Source organism: Chryseobacterium sp. JAH, assembly GCF_001507335.1.
In the GTDB taxonomy this organism is placed as follows: domain Bacteria; phylum Bacteroidota; class Bacteroidia; order Flavobacteriales; family Weeksellaceae; genus Chryseobacterium.
The window spans coordinates 229,017-248,012 of sequence record NZ_LMAH01000003.1 but is presented as its reverse complement, the minus strand read 5'-3'; the positions used below and the strand labels follow the sequence as shown (position 1 = coordinate 248,012).

Here is an 18,996-nt window from a genome sequence, read left to right as displayed (position 1 = left end):
AGAAAAATAAAAAATAGAAACCACAAGAGTAATTCTTGTGGTTTTTTTTTAAATTTGCAAAATCTTTTAAAAAGTAAAAATGGCCGAGCAACAAAGTTATCTATTTTCGACAAGAACTAGTAAGGAGCTAGCAGAAAAAATTGCCCATCATTATGGGAAAGAATTAGGGAAAATCATCATTCAGGAATTCAGCGATGGTGAATTTGAGCCTGTGCTAGACGAATCTGTGCGAGGAGGAAGGGTTTTCCTAATTGCTTCTACATTTCCGCCGGCAGACAATCTTTTAGAACTTCTTTTAATGATTGATGCAGCAAAGAGAGCTTCTGCAAAGAGCATCACTGTAGTACTTCCATATTTCGGGTTGGCAAGACAAGACAGAAAAGACAAGCCAAGAGCACCTATCGGAGCTAAATTGGTCGCAAATCTTTTAACTGCTGCCGGAGCAACTAGAATCATGACGATGGATCTGCACGCAGACCAAATTCAAGGATTCTTTGAAATTCCTGTTGATCACCTGTATGCATCTACCATATTTGTAGATTACATCAGAGACATGAATCTTGATAATTTGACCATCGCGTCTCCGGATATGGGTGGAGCTAAGAGAGCGAAAAACTACGCAGGTCACTTAGGAGCAGACGTGGTAATTGCTTACAAAGAAAGAAAAAAAGCAAACGTAATCGAAGAAATGTTCCTGATCGGGGATGTGGAAGGTAAAAATGTAATCCTTATTGATGATATGATTGATACCGCCGGAACACTTTGTAAAGCTGCCGGGATCTTAATGGAAAAAGGAGCAAAATCTGTAAGAGCAATGGCGACTCACGGAGTGCTTTCAGGAAAGGCTTATGAGAATATTGAGAACTCTCAATTATTGGAAGTGATTGTAACTGACTCAATTCCTGTGAAAACTAATTTGTCATCTAAAATAAAAGTGCTATCTTGCGCCCCATTATTTGCTGATGTTATGAAGATGGTGCACGAGCATCAATCAATTAGCAGTAAGTTTGTTATCTAATTGATAATTAAACGGTTGCGAATTAAAAACAAAACAATTTTTTAAATTTTTATAAATGAAATCTATTACAATTCAAGGTACAAAAAGAGAAAGCGTGGGCAAAAAGTCGACAAAAGCTTTACGTGATGCTGAATTAGTTCCTTGTGTTGTTTACGGAGGTGGCGAGCCATTGAACTTCTCTGCATTGGAGAAAGCGTTCAAAGGTTTAGTGTATACTCCTGAAGCACACACGGTATCTATTGAAGTTGACGGACAGGTAATTCCTGCAGTTCTTCAGGATATTCAGTTCCACCCAATCACAGACAAAATTATTCATGCAGATTTCTACAGATTATCTGACGATAAGCCGGTAATTATGGAAGTTCCTGTAAGATTAACAGGTCGTTCTAAAGGTGTTGTAGCTGGTGGTGTTTTACGTCAGTCTTTCAGAAAATTGAGAGTAAAAGCTATTCCTGCAAACTTACCAGACGAGATCGTAGTTGATATTACTTCTCTTAAAATTGGTAACAAACTTTATGTTGGAACTATCAAAGCTGAAGGGTATTCTTTCGTGCATCCAGATAATGCAGTGGTAGTAGCTGTTAAAATGTCTAGAAATGCAGCTAAAGGAGGTGCTATGGCAGATGATGACGATGAAGAAGAAGTTACAACTGAAGGAGAAGCTCCTGCAACTGAAGAAGCAGCAGCAGAGTAAGATTTTTCTTATCCTAAATACATTAACCTGTCATTTTTTTGGCAGGTTTTTTTTGTTTCAGGATGAAATCTATCACTCTATTAATCTGGCAGACTTTTGGATAAAATGTCGTAAATTTGACCTGTTCTAAATTAAGAACGTTTAATAATAAAAAATATAATAAATGTTTGACATTCAAGAAATAAGAAGTCAGTTTTCTATATTAAACCAGCAGGTGAACGGTAAACCATTGGTTTACTTAGATAATGCAGCAACATCTCAGAAGCCCAACTCAGTTCTTGAGGTTTGGAATCAATATTATACAGAGCTTAATGCGAATGTGCATCGAGGAATTCATACTTTAAGCCAGTTAGCAACTGAGGAAATGGAACTTTCAAGAAGAAAAATTCAGAAATTCATTAATGCTAAAAATGATTTTGAAGTGATCTTTACAAAAGGAACAACAGAAGGTATCAATCTGATCTCCTATATTTTAACTTCAAAATTAAAGAAAGACGATGAGATTATTATCTCTTACCTGGAGCATCACTCGAATATCGTTCCGTGGCAGCTGCTTTGCGAAAGAACAGGAGCTAAACTTCGTGTGATCCCAATCGATGAAAACGGAATTCTGCAGTTGGATTATTTAGATCAGTTTCTAAGTGAAAAAACAAAAGTAGTTTCTGTAAATCAAGTTTCCAATGCTTTGGGAATTGTTAATCCAATTGAAGAGATCATTAAAAAAACAAGAGCCAGCTCTAATGCTTATATTGTTATTGATGGTGCGCAGTCTGCGCCGCATTTTAAAATTGATGTTCAGGCTTTAGATTGCGATTTCTTTGTCTTTTCCGGGCACAAAATGTACGCTCCAATGGGAACCGGTATTCTGTACGGAAAACAAGAGGTTTTAGAAGATTTACCACCATTCCACGGAGGAGGAGAGATGATTGCAGTTTGTTCTTTTGATCAGACTACGTATGCGGGCTTACCTTTTAAATATGAAGCAGGAACTCCAAACGTAGGCGGAAATATCGCTTTAGGTGCAGCTGTAGATTTCATCAATAAGGTCGGCCACGAAAATATTCAGAATCATGAAAATGCATTGCTTGAATATGCACAAAAAAATCTGTTGGAAATTGAAGGCTTGAAAGTGTATGGTGAGAATGCCAATAGAACCGGAGTTGTTTCGTTTAATCTTATTGGAATGGGAATTTCTTCAGATGTCGGAATGATTCTCGATAAAATGGGGGTTGCCGTACGAACCGGCCATCACTGTACCCAACCGATTATGGATTTCTTCGATATTGCAGGAACCGTAAGAGCAAGTTTTGCAGTGTATAATACTTTTGAGGAAATTGATCTCTTGGTAGAAGGTGTAAAAAAAGCACATAGAATGCTGGCGTAATTCTTCAGATTAAATTAAAATAAAAATCCCTTTCAGCTGTTTGTTGAAAGGGATTTATTTTTATGGCTTTTAGCTAAATCTGTGTTACTCTGTGAAATCTGCGGGAGATTTATTACATTAATTATTTGGTTTCCAGTCTACCACTGCCCTGATAAACGCTTCCGCATTTTCCAAAGGAATATTTGGTAGAATCCCGTGACCTAAATTCGCGATATATCGGTCTTTCCCGAAACGGTTAATCATTTCGTTCACCATTTTTTTAATGGTTTCAGGAGTTGAGTGTAATCTTGCAGGATCAAAATTTCCTTGCAAAGTCATGGTATGATTCGTTAATGTTCTTGCCAATTCCGGCTTGATCGTCCAGTCTACACCCAAAGCAGAAACCGGCGCCATCGTCATATCTTCCAATGCAAACCAGCATCCTTTTCCGAACACGACAACGTGCGTCAACGGAGCCAAAGCTTCAACAATCTGACTAATGTATTGCCAAGAGAATTCCTGATAATCTTGTGGAGAAAGCATTCCACCCCAAGAATCGAAAACCTGAACCGCAGAAACACCTTTTTCTACTTTTCTTTTTAAATAAGCAATTGTAGTGTCGGTAATTTTTTGAAGCAACAAATGCGCAGCTTCCGGCTGCTGGAAACAGAAAGATTTCGCGATATCAAAAGCCTTACTTCCTTTTCCTTCCACGCAGTAGCAAAGAAGCGTCCAAGGCGAACCTGCAAAACCAATTAATGGAATTTCGTTGTCTAATTTAATTAAAGTCAATTCGATTGCATCAAAAACGTAACCCAAAGTGTCATTCACATCCGGAACGATTACATTCTGCACATCTTCCATCGTTCTGATAGGATTATCCAGCCACGGACCGACGTTTTCTTTCATTTTAAAATCAATTCCCATCGCTTGAGGAACCACCAAAATGTCTGAAAATAAAATCGCAGCATCCAAAGGATATCTTCTGATGGGCTGAACGGTGATTTCAGAAGCCAGTTCCGGAGTTTGGCATCTTGTGAAAAAGTCGTATTTGTCACGCAGCGCAATGAATTCCGGTAAATATCTTCCAGCTTGTCTCATCATCCAAACCGGTGGTCTTTCTACAGTTTCGCCACGAAGCGCTTTTAAATATAGGTCGTTTTTAATCATATCTTTTAGTTGAACGTTGTTGGCTTTCACTTGATAGCATTGGAATTAATTATTCTTTAAGGTATCTTTGATTACCAACAGCAGGTTTGATAAAGTATTTTTTTTACTTGTGAAAATCTCAGCTTTTGTATGTTTTCTTAACTCTTTTGAAGTAGTTTCTCCTATTGAAAAGAGAAGTGAATTTTCCAAAGAATTATTTTTCGCAAAACTACGAACTCCGCTTGGGCTAAAAAAAACTATTGCATGATATTTTTCAGGTATTACAGGATTCAGCTCTTCTGTGTTGTAAACCGTAACTTTTTTGTAGCTTATATTTTGAAGCGGAAGTTCTTTATCTAAAACATCAATCGCCAGATTTCCACAGAAGTGAATGAATTTTTCGTGAACACAATTGTCGATGATGAATTTTGAAAGCATTTCGGCGTTTTTTAAAACTTTAAAGCTTCCAAAACCGTTTTTCCGAAGTTCTCTTTTGGTTTTCTCACCGACACAGTAGATTTTGTTGTAGTTTCTTGATGTGAAATCTTCATTGGGTTTAAAACCATTATTGAAAAAAGATTTTACACCATTTAAACTTGTGAAAATCAGGGAATAATTTTTTAAATCAAATGCTTCTACCTGTAGATTTTCTATTGTAATGACCTCAACACATTCAGTCGAAATATCATTTCCCAATTCGTTGGAAAGCAAATCTGAATCTATATTTTTGGTCAATAGAATGTTCATTTTTTAAATCTTACATTTAAACAAGAATTAATTTTTAATGCGAAGTTTACGCAGTTTTAAAAAACAGATTAATTACTTGGTTGATTTTTTAATTTTAAATCAGCGACCTGAATTCTCACTTTGCTCATAAAATCTTTGCCGGGATCTTCTTTTCCGGTGAAATATTTCAGGTCAGACTCCTTCCAAAGTTTAGAATTTCTGAAAACTCCGTACTCCGAATGACCGATTAAATACTCGATTTTATATTTTTGAGTTAAATATCTTATTAGATGTGCGTTTGCCGCAACCTGTTTTTCTGTGAGCGGCTGTTTTTTGCTTCCTATATTTTCGATGCCTATGGCGCAGTAATTCAATCCAATGGTGTGCCTGGCAAACATATTCGGTTCCATCAGCTGATAAATTGTTCCGTCTCGGTCGACAATGTATTGGGAAGAAACGTTGAGTGTACTTTGTTTTTTTAAAGTATTTCTTGCGCTTTCAAGATGGGTTTTATTGAAGTATTGATGATTGCTTTCCACCGTTCCACCTGCTGTATAATGCAGAACAATCATTTTCGGAACAATTGTTGGCGTTTTTTGCGTCAGTCCGTGATGTTCTTTTAAATATTCTAAGCTGAGTTGAATTCTTTCCGCAGAATAATTAATCGGTTTATCAATCACCTTGAATTCACTTTTCTGTGCAGAAGAAAAATTTAAAATCAATAAAAATAGAGTACAAACCAGCTGCTTCATGACCATTATTTAGAATATTGATAATGTCCGGTAATTGTAAATTTGAACAGACAGTCTTCGATAACTTGTCCACCACCAATATTGTGAACGATTAAGTATCGTTTTCCATCAGCAGATTTTTTATTCACAACAATTCCGATGTGCGTTAGATTTCCGGGTAACAGCCATGTGACAACGTCTCCGGGAGCATAGAGTGCAGGATTATTGTCAATCGATTTCGATTTCCCAAATTTAGCAAAGAAAACCCTTAGATTAGGAACTCTTCTGTGGTCGATGTTCTTGTCTGGCCTTTTCAAACCCCAGTTTTTAGGATATTTAGAAAAATTTTTCGTCATATCTTCATGTACTTCTTTCTGCAAATCAATCCCCAATTTTCTGTACGCTCTGATCACAACATCGGTACAAACACCTTTGTCTGCCGGAACATCTCCGTTTGGATATTTGATGGTAAAATAAGCAGGGTCATAAGTAACTTGGTCTCTTGTTAGACCCAAGGCTGCATCGGAAAGTTTTTGCGCAAACTGATTTTGTGCATTTGCGGTAAAAACAAAAAGCAGAACAATGAGTATCGAAAAGTACTTTTTCATCGAGTTAAAACTTTGGATTAAAACAGTTTTGTAAAGTTCAAAAATTTAATTTAAACATTAAGAATCTTTAGACATAAAGAAATGTTAAGATTCAGATTCATCTGAATTCTTCACACTTCGTAATGAATCTTTAGATACTTCCGTACTAATGTCTCAACAACATAGGTAACTTAATCGTAAAAGAATGAAAAAGCACAGTTTAAACTTAAAATTTACTTTTGAATCTTATAACTGACTTTTAATCTCTGCCATCAATTCTCGTCCGCCGTTCTCTAATACAATGTTGGCGAATTTTTCACCGAAATTTTCTTCTTCGTTGTATTCGAAACTTTCGTCGATACCGATGTAGTTTTTTCCGTCAAGGGAACAAAGCGCTCCTTTGAAACGGATTTGATTTCCTATTTTTTCAGCAAAGGCACCAATTGGAGCGGTACATCCACCTTCAAGCGTGCTCAGGAAATTTCTTTCCATTTCTACACAGATTTGGGTTTGTTTGTGATTGATTGACTGTAGAATTTCGTTGATTTCTTTCTTGTCAGAATGTCCTGCAATAGCAATCACCCCTTGTGAAGCTGCAGGAATCATTACCGGTAGCATCTCGTAATTGATGTCCATTTTCATTCTTTTGATTCCGGCCAAAGACAAAATGGTTGCATCAAAATCCTGTTCTTCCAGTTTTTGTAATCTCGTCTGAATATTTCCTCTGATATCAAAAAACTGAGTGTCCGGATAGTGTTTTAACCAAAATGCTCTTCTTCTTAAACTGCTGGTCGCCAGTTTCAATTCATGAAATTCTTTATCCTTCGCAGATTCTCTTCTGATCAAAACATCCTGTGGAAAATCTCTTTCAAGGTGGGCAATGATTTCGATATTGTGAGGAAGTTGGGTAGGTACATCTTTCAAAGAGTGTACGGCTATATCAATTTCGTCATTTAATAGAGCGACATCAAGATCTCTTGTAAAAACGCCTGTAATTCCTAAAGAATAAAGCGGCTGATTAAGATTCTTGTCTCCCGAAGAAACAATCGGAGTAATCTCTGTAAGGTAATTGTTGTTCTGTAAGTGCCTGGCAACTTCTCTGGCCTGCCAAAGGGCAAGTGCCGAATTTCTGGTTCCTATCCTAATGCTTTTCATTGAATTCGTTATTGGGTTGTTCAACTAATATTTCGTGCATTAATTTACTAATTTCTTCGGCTTTGAGAGGGTTATCAATGATATATTTTGCAAAACGGTTGGTGATTTTCTGAATCATTTTCTCAGAAAGCTCCATGTCATTGATATTGATGTACTTATTTTTTCTGTAGAAATTATGCATCTCGTTGCGCTCCATGTTTTTTAACACCGCTTTGAAATGATGGATATTGGGAGCCAGCTTTCTCTTTTTTTCCCATTCAAGAAAGTCTCTGGTCATTTCTTTGATGATTTTTTCGGCTTTTGGAATTTCTTTCTCTCTCTGCTGAATGGTTTCCTGAATTTGTTTTGAAAGTGCATCAACGTCAACCAAAGTGACATGGTCAAGTTCGGAAACATTTTTATCGACATTATGCGGAATTGAAAGGTCAATCACTAAGGTTTCTCTTCCGTTTTGGAAATGAGACTTGTTGATAATAGGTTTTTTTGCGCCGGTTGCAACAATCAGGATATCTGTATTTTCTATCTCTTTATCAAATTCAGCATAATCAATATTCGGGATATTATATTTTTCAGAAATTTTCACTGCAGTTTCCTGAGTACGGTTGGCGATCTTTATTTTGGGCTCGTAAACATGTTTTACTAAATTTTCAACCGTGTTTTGTCCAATTTCACCGACTCCCAAAAGTAAAATATTTTTCTCGGTAAGTCTTTTCTGCTTGTTTAGAATATAGTGAACTGCCGCATACGAAACTGAAGCAGCTCCGTTGGAAATTCCCGTTTCGTTTTTGATCCTTTTTGAAATCTGAATCGCCGAGTTAATCGAACGTTCGAGGTAAGGATTTGAGTTTTGTCTTTCTCTCTTGAATCTTGCATAAGCCTTTTTTATCTGTCCAATGATTTCAAAATCACCGATAATTTGACTTTCCAAACCGGCTGCCACTCTGAACAGATGGTTCAGTGCTTCTTCTTTTGTTAAAATATTGGCAAACGGTAAGAAGTCAGAAAGGTTGACGCCGATCGTTTTACAGTACTCTTCCGCCACCAGAAGATAGTTGCTGGAAGTGGTGTAAATTTCAGTTCTGTTGCAGGTGGAAACCACAAAAGCGTCTCCTAAATCTTCATCGTGAATTTGGGAGACAAAGTTTTTAATGTTTTCGTCAAAAAATGCAAATTTCCCTCTAGTTTCTACATCTGCCTTCTCATAACTCACTGAAAGCACAGCGAAATTTGACGTCTGATGTATATTGGAATACTGTATCATAATCAGTCGCAAATTTAAGGAATTTTTAATTAAAGCCTTTCTGATAATGTATATGATTATTATCGTAAAAAGCAATAAATTATTTAAAAGACAGTAGATGAAAAGATAAATGAAAGATTAAAATTTTAATAAAATTTTAACCAAATTATATTCACTATGCTACTCATTAGTAGTCTTAAATTTATATCTTTGTAACCTTAATCAAGGAGAAAATTATGAGTTTATTCGATATGTTTACGCAAGAGATTGCGATAGACCTTGGAACCGCCAACACGCTTATTATCCATAATAATAAAATTGTTATAGACCAGCCTTCAATTGTTGCAATTGAGCGTTCTACAGGGAGGCCGATTGCTGTTGGTGAACAGGCAAAACATATGCAGGGTAAAACCCATGAAGATATAAAAACGATCCGTCCATTAAAAGACGGAGTTATCGCAGATTTCCATGCTTCTGAGCATATGATCAAAGAATTTATCAAAAAAATTCCAGGGATCAAAGGAAGATTTATTCAGCCGGCTTTAAGAATTGTTATCTGTATTCCATCAGGAATTACTGAGGTTGAAAAAAGAGCGGTAAGAGATTCTGCTCAGAAAGTGAACGCAAAAGAAGTGCGTTTGATTTATGAGCCAATGGCTGCTGCAATAGGAGTTGGTATCGACGTTCAGAAACCTGAAGGAAACATGATTATCGATATAGGTGGTGGAACCACAGAGATTGCTGTTGTTGCTTTAGGTGGTATTGTTTGTGATAAATCTGTGAAAATTGCAGGTGACGTATTTACCAATGATATCGCTTATTTCTTGAGAACGCATCACAATTTATATATCGGAGAAAGAACTGCTGAAAGAGTGAAAATCGAGGTAGGTTCAGCTGTTGAAGATCTTGATGTAGATATCGAAGATATCCCAGTACAAGGTAGAGACTTGATCACAGGTAAGCCAAAAGAAATTATGGTTGGGTACAAGGAGATTGCTCGTGCTTTAGATAAATCAATCATCAGAATTGAAGATTCTGTAATGGAGACACTTTCTCTTACTCCTCCGGAATTGGCAGCTGATATTTATAAAACAGGTATTTATCTTGCAGGTGGTGGAGCTTTGCTAAGAGGTCTTGCAGACAGATTGCATAAAAAGACTGGTCTTCCTGTATTTGTTGCAGAAGATCCTTTGAGAGCTGTTGTAAGGGGAACAGGTATCGCACTTAAGAATATGGATAAATTCAATTTCTTAATCAAATAATTTTAACTTTTTACGACTTTATCTGAATGGGATTTTTGCTGAGATTATTTTCTAAGAATGCTCTATTTGTATTCTTCATTTTCCTGCAAATTATTGCTCTCGTTCTGATATTCTCTAAAAACGCAATGCAGAGATCCTGGCTTTCCGGGCAGACTGCTGCTTTCAACTCTTGGGTTTCAGGATATATTGACGAGGGAGTTTCTTACCTTAAACTAAAACAGACCAATGAAGGTCTTGTAGCCCAAAACAAAGCGTTAATGGTTGAGTTGTACGGAAAACAGGGCGCTAAAAACCCAATATTCCGAAAAGTACATGATACTTTAGGTGGTGGGCAAATTTATACATTCGTAGATGGCGAAATTGTTTTCAATAGCATCAACCGAAGAAATAATTATTTTACAATCAACCGCGGTAAGCGAGATGGTGTACTTCCTCAAATGGGTGTCATGGCTCCAAAGGGAATTGCCGGAATCGTAATCAATTCTACCGACAGCTATGCACTGGTACAATCTGTACTGAGTGTGAACAAAATAAGAATCAACGCTGCATTGAAGAAATCTGGTTATTTTGGTACTTTAACCTGGAGAGGAGACAACTCACGCGTCATGCATCTGTCTGATGTACCTAAATATGTTTCACTGAAAATTGGAGATACAATTATAACAGACGGAAAATCAGCTATTTTCCCTAAAGGTGTTATGATTGGAACGGTTGCCGGATATTCAGTGGATAACCAAACGGGTTTCTGGGATATTTCTGTTGAATTAAGTGAAAAGATGGGCGCGCTGAATAAAGTTTTTGTTGTGAAAAACCTTAAGAAAGCTGAGGTTCAGAAAATAAGCGATACCATGCAGGCTGTAATAAAAAAAGAAAATGATTAGCAGGACCTTATTTACTGATCTTTTGATCATGATTTTTCTGGTTGCATTACAGATTTTTGTATTGAACAGAATTACGCTTTTCGGAAAATATACACCGGTACTATATCCGGTTTTTGTGATGTTCTATCCTTTTTTTAGGAATAAATTTCAGTTTTTAGCGCTAAGTTTTTTAATTGGTTTGTCGATTGATGCCTTCCTTTACTCTTGGGGAATCAATGCTTTGGCAACCACGGTCATTGCATATTTCAGAACTTTGATTTTCAGAACTTCTACAGATACTTCTACAGATTTCTTCTCATTTCAGTCACTGCAGTGGAGTCAATTTCTACTGTTTCTCTCTTCAAGCATATTTTTACACCAGCTTTTGGTGCAGTATGTCGAGTTTTTCAAATTCAGCAGAATCTTTGAAATATTGGTTAATGTGTTGGTAACTAGTGCGATTTCTTTTATCTTTATCATAGTTTACGCCTTAATATTTAAAATCAAACAGAAAGTTTGAACACACGCCATATAAAAATCTTATCTGTTCTTATCATACTTGCCATCATTTTTGTGGCAAGGCTTTCTTATTTACAGTTGTTTACAGACCGATATGCCTTAAATGCTGCCAATACTTCAATTAAAACAGAATACATCATACCTCAGCGAGGTGTAATTTTTGACAGGAATGGAAAAATCATGGTGGGAAATCAGCCAGCTTATGAAGTTTCTTTCACTCAGGCTCTGATGAAACCTGATTTTGATACATTGGCATTCTGTAATCTAATGAAAATTGAAAAGAGTGATTTTATTAAGAGAATAAAACTTATTAAGAGCGAAAAATATTACTCGAAACTGACTCCAATGACTTTTATTAAGGATTTGAGCAGGGAAGAAATTGCCAGAGTTCAGGAGATTATATTTAAATATCCAGCTTTCAGTATTGTTCAGCGTCCGCAAAGACAGTACGAAGTTTCTACTTCCGGGAATCTTTTAGGATATACAAGCGAAGTGAACGACAGGGAAATCAAAAAAGATTCGACGTATTATCTTCCAGGTGACCTTATCGGAAAAGCGGGAATTGAAAAGTCTTACGAGAAAGAACTTCGCGGGGTTAAAGGAATCAAATACATTCAGAAAGATATTAAACTCCGAAATGTTGGCCCTTATAAAAACGGTACGTTAGACCGTGCTGTGATTACAGGAAAAGATATTACTTTAACGATTGATTATGACCTGCAGAGAATGGCGGAGGAAATGATGGTCAACAAGCATGGAGCGATCGTTGCTATTGATCCTAATAACGGTGAAGTTTTAGTTGCGGCAACAGGGCCGGATATTGATCCCAACCTATTTACAGGACCGAATAAATCTAAGAATTTATACGCACTTTCAAAAGATACAATTTACGAAAACAAACCTACATTTGACAGGTCTTTACAGGCAGGATATCCTCCTGGTTCCACATTTAAATTGTTGACTGCTTTGGCGGCGATGCAGATGGGTGTGATGGATGAAAACACAATTTTTCCTTGTGGTGGTGGTTTTTATTACAAAGGAAAAAGAATTAAAGGTCACGGTGGAGCAGATCCTTTAATCCCTGCTATTCAGGTTTCCAGTAACTGTTTTTTCACGTATGCCTTTATTGCCATTATTAAAAAATATCCCGGAAACCCTTCCAAAGGTGTCGACGAGTGGAAAAAAATAATGAGCAGCTTTGGTGTTGGAGAGTTTTTAAATAATGATTTTGCTGTAGGTGCAAAAGGTAGAATTCCTTCCGGAGATTTTTACGAAAGAAGATTTAAAGCAATCATTAAAGCCAATGGTTCAACTAAACAGAATTATAAAAACTGGGATGAAATGTCAACCGGTGCCATTTATAACGGAATGGGGCAGGGTGATGTTATGGTTACACCACTTCAGTTAGCCAATTATGTCTCTGCGATTGCCAACAGAGGTTGGTATTATACGCCACATGTTGTAAAATCAATTGATGGAAAGCCCAACCCTGATCCGAGATTTAAAGTAAAGCATAAAACATTAGTTGATCCTAAACATTTTGGTCCTGTGTTAAAAGGAATGGGAGCCGTGGTTTTAAACGGTACTGCGAGAGGTTTAAAGTCAAGCGACTTTACCCAGTTGGCAAAAACAGGTACAGCACAGGTTCCCCAAGGAAAAGATAATTCTATATTTGTTTTGATTGCTCCTGCCGATAAACCAAAAATCGTGGTCGTCGCTGTAATGGAACATGCCGGATTTGGTGCAACGTGGGCGGGCCCCGCTTGTACAGTAATTGCTGAGAAGTATATCACCGGAGATCTTAAAAGGGAACATCTTTACAAAAAAATGATTACATCCAGCTTTATGCCCGAATATAAAAGACAATGGATTGCCGATCTGAAAAGAAAAGGATTGTACAAAGAACCGGAAACGGATTCAGTAAAGCTTAAAAAAACACAAGATAGCTTAAACCTTATAAAAAAAGCAAAAGAAAGATTACAAGCCAAAAAGAAAGTTGAATCCAAAAAAACCGTGAAACCATGAAGTGGACAGAAGGAATAGACAAATTGGGTCTTGGATTGTATCTTTTGCTCTGTATTTTTGCAATTGCTAATATTTACAGTGTAGATGAAGGTTTGGGTAAGAAGCAATTGATTTTTTTTGGAATTTCTTTGTTTGTCGGAATAATTATATTTTTCAGCCGGAGCAAATTTTTCGAAAATATGTCCGGTATCATTTACATTGGCGGAGTTTTACTTCTCCTTGGTCTTCATGTGTTCGGTACTGAAATTCTAGGACAGAAAAACTGGTACAAATTCGGAAGTTTTACCATGCAGCCTGTGGAATTTGGAAAAATTGGAGTAGCGCTGATGCTCGCCAATTACGTCTCGGGACCGGAATATAACTTAAAAAACAGAAAATCTCTTTTAACGACTTTAGCAATTGTCGGAATTCCTGCGGCTGTTGTACTTTCAATTCCTGATGTAGGATCTTTATTGGTTTTTACAGCATTTTTCATTGCTTTATATAGGGAAGGTTTAAGTGGATGGCTTTTTGGAATAGGATTTATTTTTGCATCAGTATTTTTAATTTCGTTGGCTGTGAATCCTATTTATGTAGTAATTGGCATTGTGTTGATTGCTTCAGTTCTTATATTTCTGAATTACTATAAAATGAGCTGGGATATTATTACGATCTCCAGTATCGCAGGTTCTATAATTCTTTTATGCGGATTGGCATTTGCAACTCCATACGTTTTAGAAAAAATGCCAAAACACCAGAGAGAAAGAATTGAGGTTTTGTATAAAGGTGAGAAAGCGTTCAGAGATACGTCGGGTTATAACTTACTCTATTCAAAAACAGCTATCGGTTCCGGTGGAATGTGGGGCAAAGGTTATCGTGAAGGTTCAGTTACTCAGGGGAAATTTGTCCCAGAGCAGGAAACCGATTATATTTTCTGTACGGTGGGAGAAGAATGGGGCTTTTTTGGAAGCACTATTTTGATTCTTTCATACATGGTTTATATCGGGCGAATTTATTATCTAGCGGAAAAACAAAAATCAACGTTTAACAGAGTTTTCGGATACTCATTTGCTTCGATCCTTTTGATGCACTTTTCGATCAATTTAGGAATGGTTATGGGCTTATTTCCGACGGTTGGTATTCCGTTGCCATACTTTAGTTATGGTGGAAGCTCGTTGCTAGCTTTCTCGATGATGACTTTTATTTTCTTTAAACTCAATTACGCAGATAAAAACAGTTTGGTTTAGGGCTGGGAGTCGGAAGGATGATGGAAGTTGACTTTCATTCTGAATATTTTTCAAATTTAAACCTATGAAATCTGTTCAATCAGCAAGATAAAATTTTAATTAATTTTCCTTTTACATAAAATCTTAACAGTTGATGAATGAGTCTTACGTGTTGGATCATAGTTATGCTCAGTTAAACTTTGCTGACACACCGCTACAAATGGGTGAATACGAAAATTGCACTTTTAACAACTGCAATTTTGAATATGCCAATCTTTCTCAGTTTAAATTTACCGATTGTGAATTCACAGACTGTAATTTAAGCATGACCAAATTGACAGGGACTGGTTTTCGTGACGTCATTTTCAAGGACTGCAAAATGATTGGAATGCATTTCGATGACTGCAATGAGTTTGGGATGTCTTTCGGATTTGAAGGATGTGCTCTAAATAATTCTGTTTTCTATAAAACAACCGTTAAGAGAACTTTATTTAAAAATTGTAAACTGATTGAGGTTGATTTTGCTGAATGTGATTTAACTAATTCTGTCTTTTCAAACTGTGATTTTAATGGAGCAATATTCGAAAGAACCAATTTAGAAAAAGCTGACCTCAGAACTTCTTTCAATTACACGATCAATCCTGAATCAAACAGGCTTAAGAAGACTAAATTTTCACTTTCAGAAATTCATGGACTCTTACGTCGTTTCGATATAGAAATAGATAAAAACAGCTGATTTTACGTATTGATGGCATTTGCTAAATAATCATCGGTATTGCGGACGAAAAGTATGGAGACCTGTAACTCAACTTTGCCGACTTGGCAGTGAAAAGTTATTAGTGATATATCTAGTCTTAGAAAAAATTAAAGCCATCAAAATTTGATGGCTTCATTTATATAAATCAATTATTTAAGACTAAAAATTAGTAGATGCTAAGTTTTGGTAACTTTCTCCGTTTTCATTGATTACTCTTTTGGCAAACCTGAATTTTGGTCCCCAGTAAGAGTCATTCAGTGAAGAAATCATTACTCCTTTTGAAGTGGCTGCATGAATGAATTTTACTTCTCCTTCTTCAGTTACATCTTCTACAATTCCTACGTGAGAAATTCTTCTGCCGTGAGAAAAGAAAATCAAATCTCCTTTCTGAAGGTTTTCTTTATCAATTGCTTCTCCTTCCTGAGATTGAGACGCTGCAACTCTTGGTAAAGTAAGACCGGCTGCTGCACCGAATACTGATAATACAAATGCTGAACAGTCGATTCCGTTTCTTGTAGTTCCTCCGTATCTGTATGGAGTTCCTAAGTATGTTGAAGCTTCTGTTAAGATGTTATCAATTGTCTTATTATGTTTAATCGCTTTTGCGATTTCAGAATTTTTTAAAGAATTTTTAGTGTTGTTGATGGCTACTGCTTTCTCAGAGATAAAAGAGTTGATTAACAACTTTTTATCATTCTCTATCCTAGTATCTATTGCAGCAAGTTTGGCATCTGTTTTGTATTCTTTAGTGTAAGTTGCCGGTTTTGAAACTACGTAATTAGTAACGCATGATTGTAGTGATATTGTAGAAACGAAAGCAACCAAATAAAACAAAACTCTTTTCTTCATATATTTTTTATTATCCGTGTTAAAAAGGAATATTTATTTCTCTAAAGCATTACAAAAGTAGATATTCCAGCCAAGACAGCCTCGATATGATTATTGTCATGTCTTCGTTTTAACACATTTTAACATACTGCATAAGAATGTTAAAGGAAAACAAACCGCTACGTCCCTATTTTGGTGATGTAGCGTTTTTTTTTATTAAGATTTTTTAACATAAGATATTGGATTTCCTTTGATGATCGAGATTGTTTAAAATCCAACTTTCTGGATAACGATGTTAAAAATGTATAAAAAAAGTTCCCTGAAACACAGGGAACCTTCACTAATATGGAACTTTACAGATGTTATCTTGTAAATAACATTTCTCTATATTTTGTCATTGGCCATAGCTCGTCGTCTACCATCATTTCGAGATCATCAGAAGCTTCTCTAATAGATTCAAATAAAGGGATTACGCTTGTGCAGTACATTTCTGCTTGCTTTTGGCTTTCAGAAGTAGCTTTTGCTGCTTCTCTCGCTTTCATAAGATCTTCAACACCTAATTTAATTTTAGAAATGTTTCCGGAAATCTGAGTGATTAAGCTCATTTGCTCTTTTGCCAAAGTTTTGAATTCTTTATCTTCAAATATATCCTTAAGACCTCTTACGTTTTCAATGAGTCGGTTCTGGTAATTTAAAGCGGAAGGAATGATGTGGTTTCTTGCGATGTCACTCAGTACTCTAGCCTCAATATCAATTACAGTTGAATATTTTTCTAATTTGATTTCGTTTCTTGCTTCAACTTCTCTGTGGTTGAAGATTCCGATTTCTTCATATAGATCAAGGAACTTCTGGTTCATTTCCTGCTTCAATGCTTCAGGAGTAGTTTTCCAGTTGTTTAGACCTCTTTTTTCTGCTTCTACAGCCCAGTCATCAGAATATCCGTCTCCTTCAAACATGATGTTTTTACACTGCTTGATGTATTCTCTCAATACATTGAAGATCGCTTCGTCTTTTTTAAGACCTGTTTCAATTAAAGCGTCTACTTCTTTTTTGAAATCACCCAACTGTTTTGCAGCAATCGTATTCATTACCGTCATAGATTCTGCGCAGTTTGCAGAAGAACCTACCGCCCTGATCTCAAATTTATTTCCTGTAAATGCAAATGGAGAAGTTCTGTTTCTATCCGTGTTATCCAGCAAGATTTCAGGAATTTTTCCAACAACATTCAGTTTTAAATCTGTTTTCTCGTCTGGTGAAAGCTTTCCTTCCGTTACTTTTTCAAGCTCTTCCAAAACTCTGAACAACTGACTTCCGATAAATACAGAGATAATTGCCGGTGGAGCTTCGTTTGCACCCAATCTGTGGTCGTTGCTTGCAGAAGCAATACTTGCTCTTAAAAGATCAGCATATTCATGAACAGCTTTGATGGTATTTACGAAGAATGTTAAGAACTGTAAGTTTTTCTTAGGGTTTTTTCCCGGACTCAAAAGGTTTTCACCTGTATCGGTTGCTAAAGACCAGTTGTTGTGCTTTCCGCTTCCGTTTACTCCTGCGAATGGTTTTTCATGGAATAAAATGTGGAAATGGTGTCTGTGAGCAATTCTTGCCATTACGTCCATCAACAAAGAGTTGTGGTCAACTGCCACGTTTACTTCTTCAAACATTGGGGCTAGCTCAAACTGGTTTGGAGCTACCTCGTTGTGTCTTGTTGTTACAGGAATCCCCAGTTTCATACATTCAACTTCCAACTCTTTCATGAAGTTCATTACTCTTGTAGGAATTGAACCGAAATAGTGGTCATCCAATTGTTGTCCTTTTGCAGGAGAGTGTCCTAACAAAGTTTTACCCGTTAAAACCAAATCTGGACGAGATTGATATAATGCTGAATCAACCAGGAAATATTCTTGCTCCCAACCTAAAGTAGGAGTTACTTTCGTTACATTTTTGTCGAAATACTGCATAACATTCGTTGCAGCTTCGTCTACAGCGTGCAAAGCTCTCAATAAAGGCGCTTTGTAATCTAAAGTTTCTCCTGTGTAAGAGATAAAGATTGAAGGGATACATAAAGTAGTTCCCATAATGAAAGCTGGAGATGTAGGATCCCAAGCAGTGTAACCTCTTGCTTCAAAAGTGTTTCTGATGCCTCCGTTCGGGAAAGAAGATGCATCAGGCTCTTGCTGAATTAATAAGTTTCCGCTGAATCTTTCGATCGCTCTGCCACCCTCGATAGGTGTGAAGAATGAATCGTGCTTTTCTGCAGTGCTTCCAGTTAATGGCTGAAACCAGTGCGTGTAGTGAGTAACACCTTTGCTCATTGCCCAGTCTTTCATAGCTACTGCTACCTGATCCGCAATTAGTCTCTGGATCTTACTTCCCTTTTTAATAGCATCCATAATAGATTGGAATGCTTCTTTTGTAAGGTATTCTCTCATTGTGTTCTCAGAGAATACATTTTCACAAAACAATTCTGATAATTTAGCAGGAATTTCTACTGAATTATCTTTTCTAAAGTCCTTGAATGGTAAAGTTTCTAAAGCTTTAAATCTTAAAGTTGACATATAGTGTTGAATTTTATGTTGCAAATTTACAAAAAAAATGAATTAAAATAGAAGTACCCCTATTGTTTTTAGTGTTAATAAATTTAAAATTTAATTAAATTTATATCAACCCCTGTGTGTGTTAAGGGTTTTTGGGAATTTTAATGATTTGATGTGGATAAACAAGAAGCTTAAGTTCTGATTTGGGTGCCACAATATTAAAATTACAAAGAAATATTTAATAATCAGTAATCAGACTTATATATAAGGATGGAAATTTTGTAATATGAAGAAAACTTATTCTGAAATTTTTCTGCGGTTTAAAAGGAAACGTTATTTT

The 18,996-nt window shown here is 36.4% G+C and carries 17 protein-coding genes; 9 read left to right on the top strand and 8 right to left on the bottom strand.

All coding sequences use genetic code 11. The features are described from left to right. Positions 1 to 79: 79 nt before the first annotated feature. The 3 genes from AR685_RS08260 (at position 80) to AR685_RS08250 (ending at position 3,096) form a co-directional block, all read left to right on the top strand. Positions 80 to 1,018 (top strand): ribose-phosphate pyrophosphokinase, encoded by a 939-nt coding sequence (locus tag AR685_RS08260; protein ID WP_047443216.1) that lies wholly within the window; start codon positions 80 to 82, stop codon positions 1,016 to 1,018. A 55-nt stretch (positions 1,019 to 1,073) separates the two neighbouring features. After that, the gene (locus AR685_RS08255; RefSeq protein ID WP_059124270.1) at positions 1,074 to 1,712 is read left to right on the top strand and encodes a 50S ribosomal protein L25/general stress protein Ctc; all 639 of its coding nucleotides are present in this window, start codon (positions 1,074 to 1,076) and stop codon (positions 1,710 to 1,712) included. 163 nt (positions 1,713 to 1,875) lie between these two features. Continuing rightward, on the top strand, positions 1,876 to 3,096 hold the full coding sequence (locus tag AR685_RS08250; protein ID WP_047443214.1) for a cysteine desulfurase: 1,221 nt from the start codon (positions 1,876 to 1,878) through the stop codon (positions 3,094 to 3,096). Positions 3,097 to 3,213: 117 nt separating this feature from the next. On the opposite strand, the gene hemE is transcribed toward AR685_RS08250, so the two are convergent. The 6 genes from hemE to hemA form a co-directional block, all read right to left on the bottom strand. After that, a complete protein-coding gene (gene hemE / locus AR685_RS08245; RefSeq protein ID WP_059124546.1) occupies positions 3,214 to 4,245 on the bottom strand; it encodes a uroporphyrinogen decarboxylase in 1,032 nt (343 codons plus the stop codon). A 45-nt stretch (positions 4,246 to 4,290) separates the two neighbouring features. Next, a complete protein-coding gene (locus tag AR685_RS08240; protein ID WP_059124269.1) occupies positions 4,291 to 4,971 on the bottom strand; it encodes a uroporphyrinogen-III synthase in 681 nt (226 codons plus the stop codon). Between the two features lie 68 nt (positions 4,972 to 5,039). Continuing rightward, positions 5,040 to 5,702, bottom strand: coding sequence for an N-acetylmuramoyl-L-alanine amidase (locus AR685_RS08235; protein ID WP_047443700.1), 663 nt, complete (start codon positions 5,700 to 5,702; stop codon positions 5,040 to 5,042). A 5-nt stretch (positions 5,703 to 5,707) separates the two neighbouring features. Then, positions 5,708 to 6,289, bottom strand: coding sequence for a DUF1287 domain-containing protein (locus AR685_RS08230; protein WP_047443212.1), 582 nt, complete (start codon positions 6,287 to 6,289; stop codon positions 5,708 to 5,710). Between the two features lie 225 nt (positions 6,290 to 6,514). Then, positions 6,515 to 7,423, bottom strand: coding sequence for a hydroxymethylbilane synthase (gene hemC, locus AR685_RS08225; RefSeq protein WP_059124268.1), 909 nt, complete (start codon positions 7,421 to 7,423; stop codon positions 6,515 to 6,517). Continuing rightward, a complete protein-coding gene (gene hemA / locus AR685_RS08220) occupies positions 7,410 to 8,684 on the bottom strand; it encodes a glutamyl-tRNA reductase (RefSeq protein ID WP_047443210.1) in 1,275 nt (424 codons plus the stop codon). The genes hemC and hemA overlap by 14 nt, the downstream gene beginning before the upstream one ends. A gap of 215 nt (positions 8,685 to 8,899) precedes the next feature. On the opposite strand from hemA, the gene AR685_RS08215 reads away from it, so the two are divergent. From AR685_RS08215 to AR685_RS08190, 6 genes are all read left to right on the top strand, one after another. Then, the gene (locus AR685_RS08215; RefSeq protein WP_047443209.1) at positions 8,900 to 9,925 is read left to right on the top strand and encodes a rod shape-determining protein; all 1,026 of its coding nucleotides are present in this window, start codon (positions 8,900 to 8,902) and stop codon (positions 9,923 to 9,925) included. A gap of 26 nt (positions 9,926 to 9,951) precedes the next feature. Beyond that, positions 9,952 to 10,806, top strand: coding sequence for a rod shape-determining protein MreC (mreC, locus tag AR685_RS08210; RefSeq protein ID WP_047443208.1), 855 nt, complete (start codon positions 9,952 to 9,954; stop codon positions 10,804 to 10,806). Continuing rightward, the gene (locus AR685_RS08205; RefSeq protein WP_047443207.1) at positions 10,799 to 11,305 is read left to right on the top strand and encodes a hypothetical protein; all 507 of its coding nucleotides are present in this window, start codon (positions 10,799 to 10,801) and stop codon (positions 11,303 to 11,305) included. The genes mreC and AR685_RS08205 overlap by 8 nt, the downstream gene beginning before the upstream one ends. Continuing rightward, positions 11,302 to 13,329 (top strand): penicillin-binding transpeptidase domain-containing protein, encoded by a 2,028-nt coding sequence (locus AR685_RS08200; RefSeq protein ID WP_059124267.1) that lies wholly within the window; start codon positions 11,302 to 11,304, stop codon positions 13,327 to 13,329. Before AR685_RS08205 ends, AR685_RS08200 begins: the two co-directional genes overlap by 4 nt. Next, the gene (rodA, locus tag AR685_RS08195) at positions 13,326 to 14,555 is read left to right on the top strand and encodes a rod shape-determining protein RodA (RefSeq protein WP_047443205.1); all 1,230 of its coding nucleotides are present in this window, start codon (positions 13,326 to 13,328) and stop codon (positions 14,553 to 14,555) included. The genes AR685_RS08200 and rodA overlap by 4 nt, the downstream gene beginning before the upstream one ends. A 133-nt stretch (positions 14,556 to 14,688) precedes the next feature. Further along, the gene (locus AR685_RS08190; RefSeq protein ID WP_059124266.1) at positions 14,689 to 15,270 is read left to right on the top strand and encodes a pentapeptide repeat-containing protein; all 582 of its coding nucleotides are present in this window, start codon (positions 14,689 to 14,691) and stop codon (positions 15,268 to 15,270) included. A 180-nt stretch (positions 15,271 to 15,450) separates the two neighbouring features. Here the strand turns inward: AR685_RS08190 and AR685_RS08185 are convergent, their stop codons facing one another. Both AR685_RS08185 and AR685_RS08180 read right to left on the bottom strand, forming a co-directional pair. Next, positions 15,451 to 16,140 (bottom strand): C40 family peptidase, encoded by a 690-nt coding sequence (locus tag AR685_RS08185; RefSeq protein WP_047443203.1) that lies wholly within the window; start codon positions 16,138 to 16,140, stop codon positions 15,451 to 15,453. Positions 16,141 to 16,481: 341 nt separating this feature from the next. After that, entirely contained in the window at positions 16,482 to 18,677 is a 2,196-nt protein-coding gene (locus AR685_RS08180) for a glutamine synthetase III (protein WP_059124265.1), read from the bottom strand. Between the last annotated feature and the right edge of the window lie 319 nt (positions 18,678 to 18,996).

What these genes read in the sequence shown, in the direction of transcription:
- AR685_RS08260 (WP_047443216.1), top strand. Translation starts at nt 80, where the DNA reads ATGGCCGAGCAACAAAGTTATCTATTTTCGACAAGAACTAGTAAGGAG.
- AR685_RS08255 (WP_059124270.1), top strand. Translation starts at nt 1,074, where the DNA reads ATGAAATCTATTACAATTCAAGGTACAAAAAGAGAAAGCGTGGGCAAA.
- AR685_RS08250 (WP_047443214.1), top strand. Translation starts at nt 1,876, where the DNA reads ATGTTTGACATTCAAGAAATAAGAAGTCAGTTTTCTATATTAAACCAG.
- hemE (WP_059124546.1), bottom strand. Translation starts at nt 4,245, where the DNA reads ATGATTAAAAACGACCTATATTTAAAAGCGCTTCGTGGCGAAACTGTA.
- AR685_RS08240 (WP_059124269.1), bottom strand. Translation starts at nt 4,971, where the DNA reads ATGAACATTCTATTGACCAAAAATATAGATTCAGATTTGCTTTCCAAC.
- AR685_RS08235 (WP_047443700.1), bottom strand. Translation starts at nt 5,702, where the DNA reads ATGAAGCAGCTGGTTTGTACTCTATTTTTATTGATTTTAAATTTTTCT.
- AR685_RS08230 (WP_047443212.1), bottom strand. Translation starts at nt 6,289, where the DNA reads ATGAAAAAGTACTTTTCGATACTCATTGTTCTGCTTTTTGTTTTTACC.
- hemC (WP_059124268.1), bottom strand. Translation starts at nt 7,423, where the DNA reads ATGAAAAGCATTAGGATAGGAACCAGAAATTCGGCACTTGCCCTTTGG.
- hemA (WP_047443210.1), bottom strand. Translation starts at nt 8,684, where the DNA reads ATGATACAGTATTCCAATATACATCAGACGTCAAATTTCGCTGTGCTT.
- AR685_RS08215 (WP_047443209.1), top strand. Translation starts at nt 8,900, where the DNA reads ATGAGTTTATTCGATATGTTTACGCAAGAGATTGCGATAGACCTTGGA.
- mreC (WP_047443208.1), top strand. Translation starts at nt 9,952, where the DNA reads ATGGGATTTTTGCTGAGATTATTTTCTAAGAATGCTCTATTTGTATTC.
- AR685_RS08205 (WP_047443207.1), top strand. Translation starts at nt 10,799, where the DNA reads ATGATTAGCAGGACCTTATTTACTGATCTTTTGATCATGATTTTTCTG.
- rodA (WP_047443205.1), top strand. Translation starts at nt 13,326, where the DNA reads ATGAAGTGGACAGAAGGAATAGACAAATTGGGTCTTGGATTGTATCTT.
- AR685_RS08190 (WP_059124266.1), top strand. Translation starts at nt 14,689, where the DNA reads ATGAATGAGTCTTACGTGTTGGATCATAGTTATGCTCAGTTAAACTTT.
- AR685_RS08185 (WP_047443203.1), bottom strand. Translation starts at nt 16,140, where the DNA reads ATGAAGAAAAGAGTTTTGTTTTATTTGGTTGCTTTCGTTTCTACAATA.
- AR685_RS08180 (WP_059124265.1), bottom strand. Translation starts at nt 18,677, where the DNA reads ATGTCAACTTTAAGATTTAAAGCTTTAGAAACTTTACCATTCAAGGAC.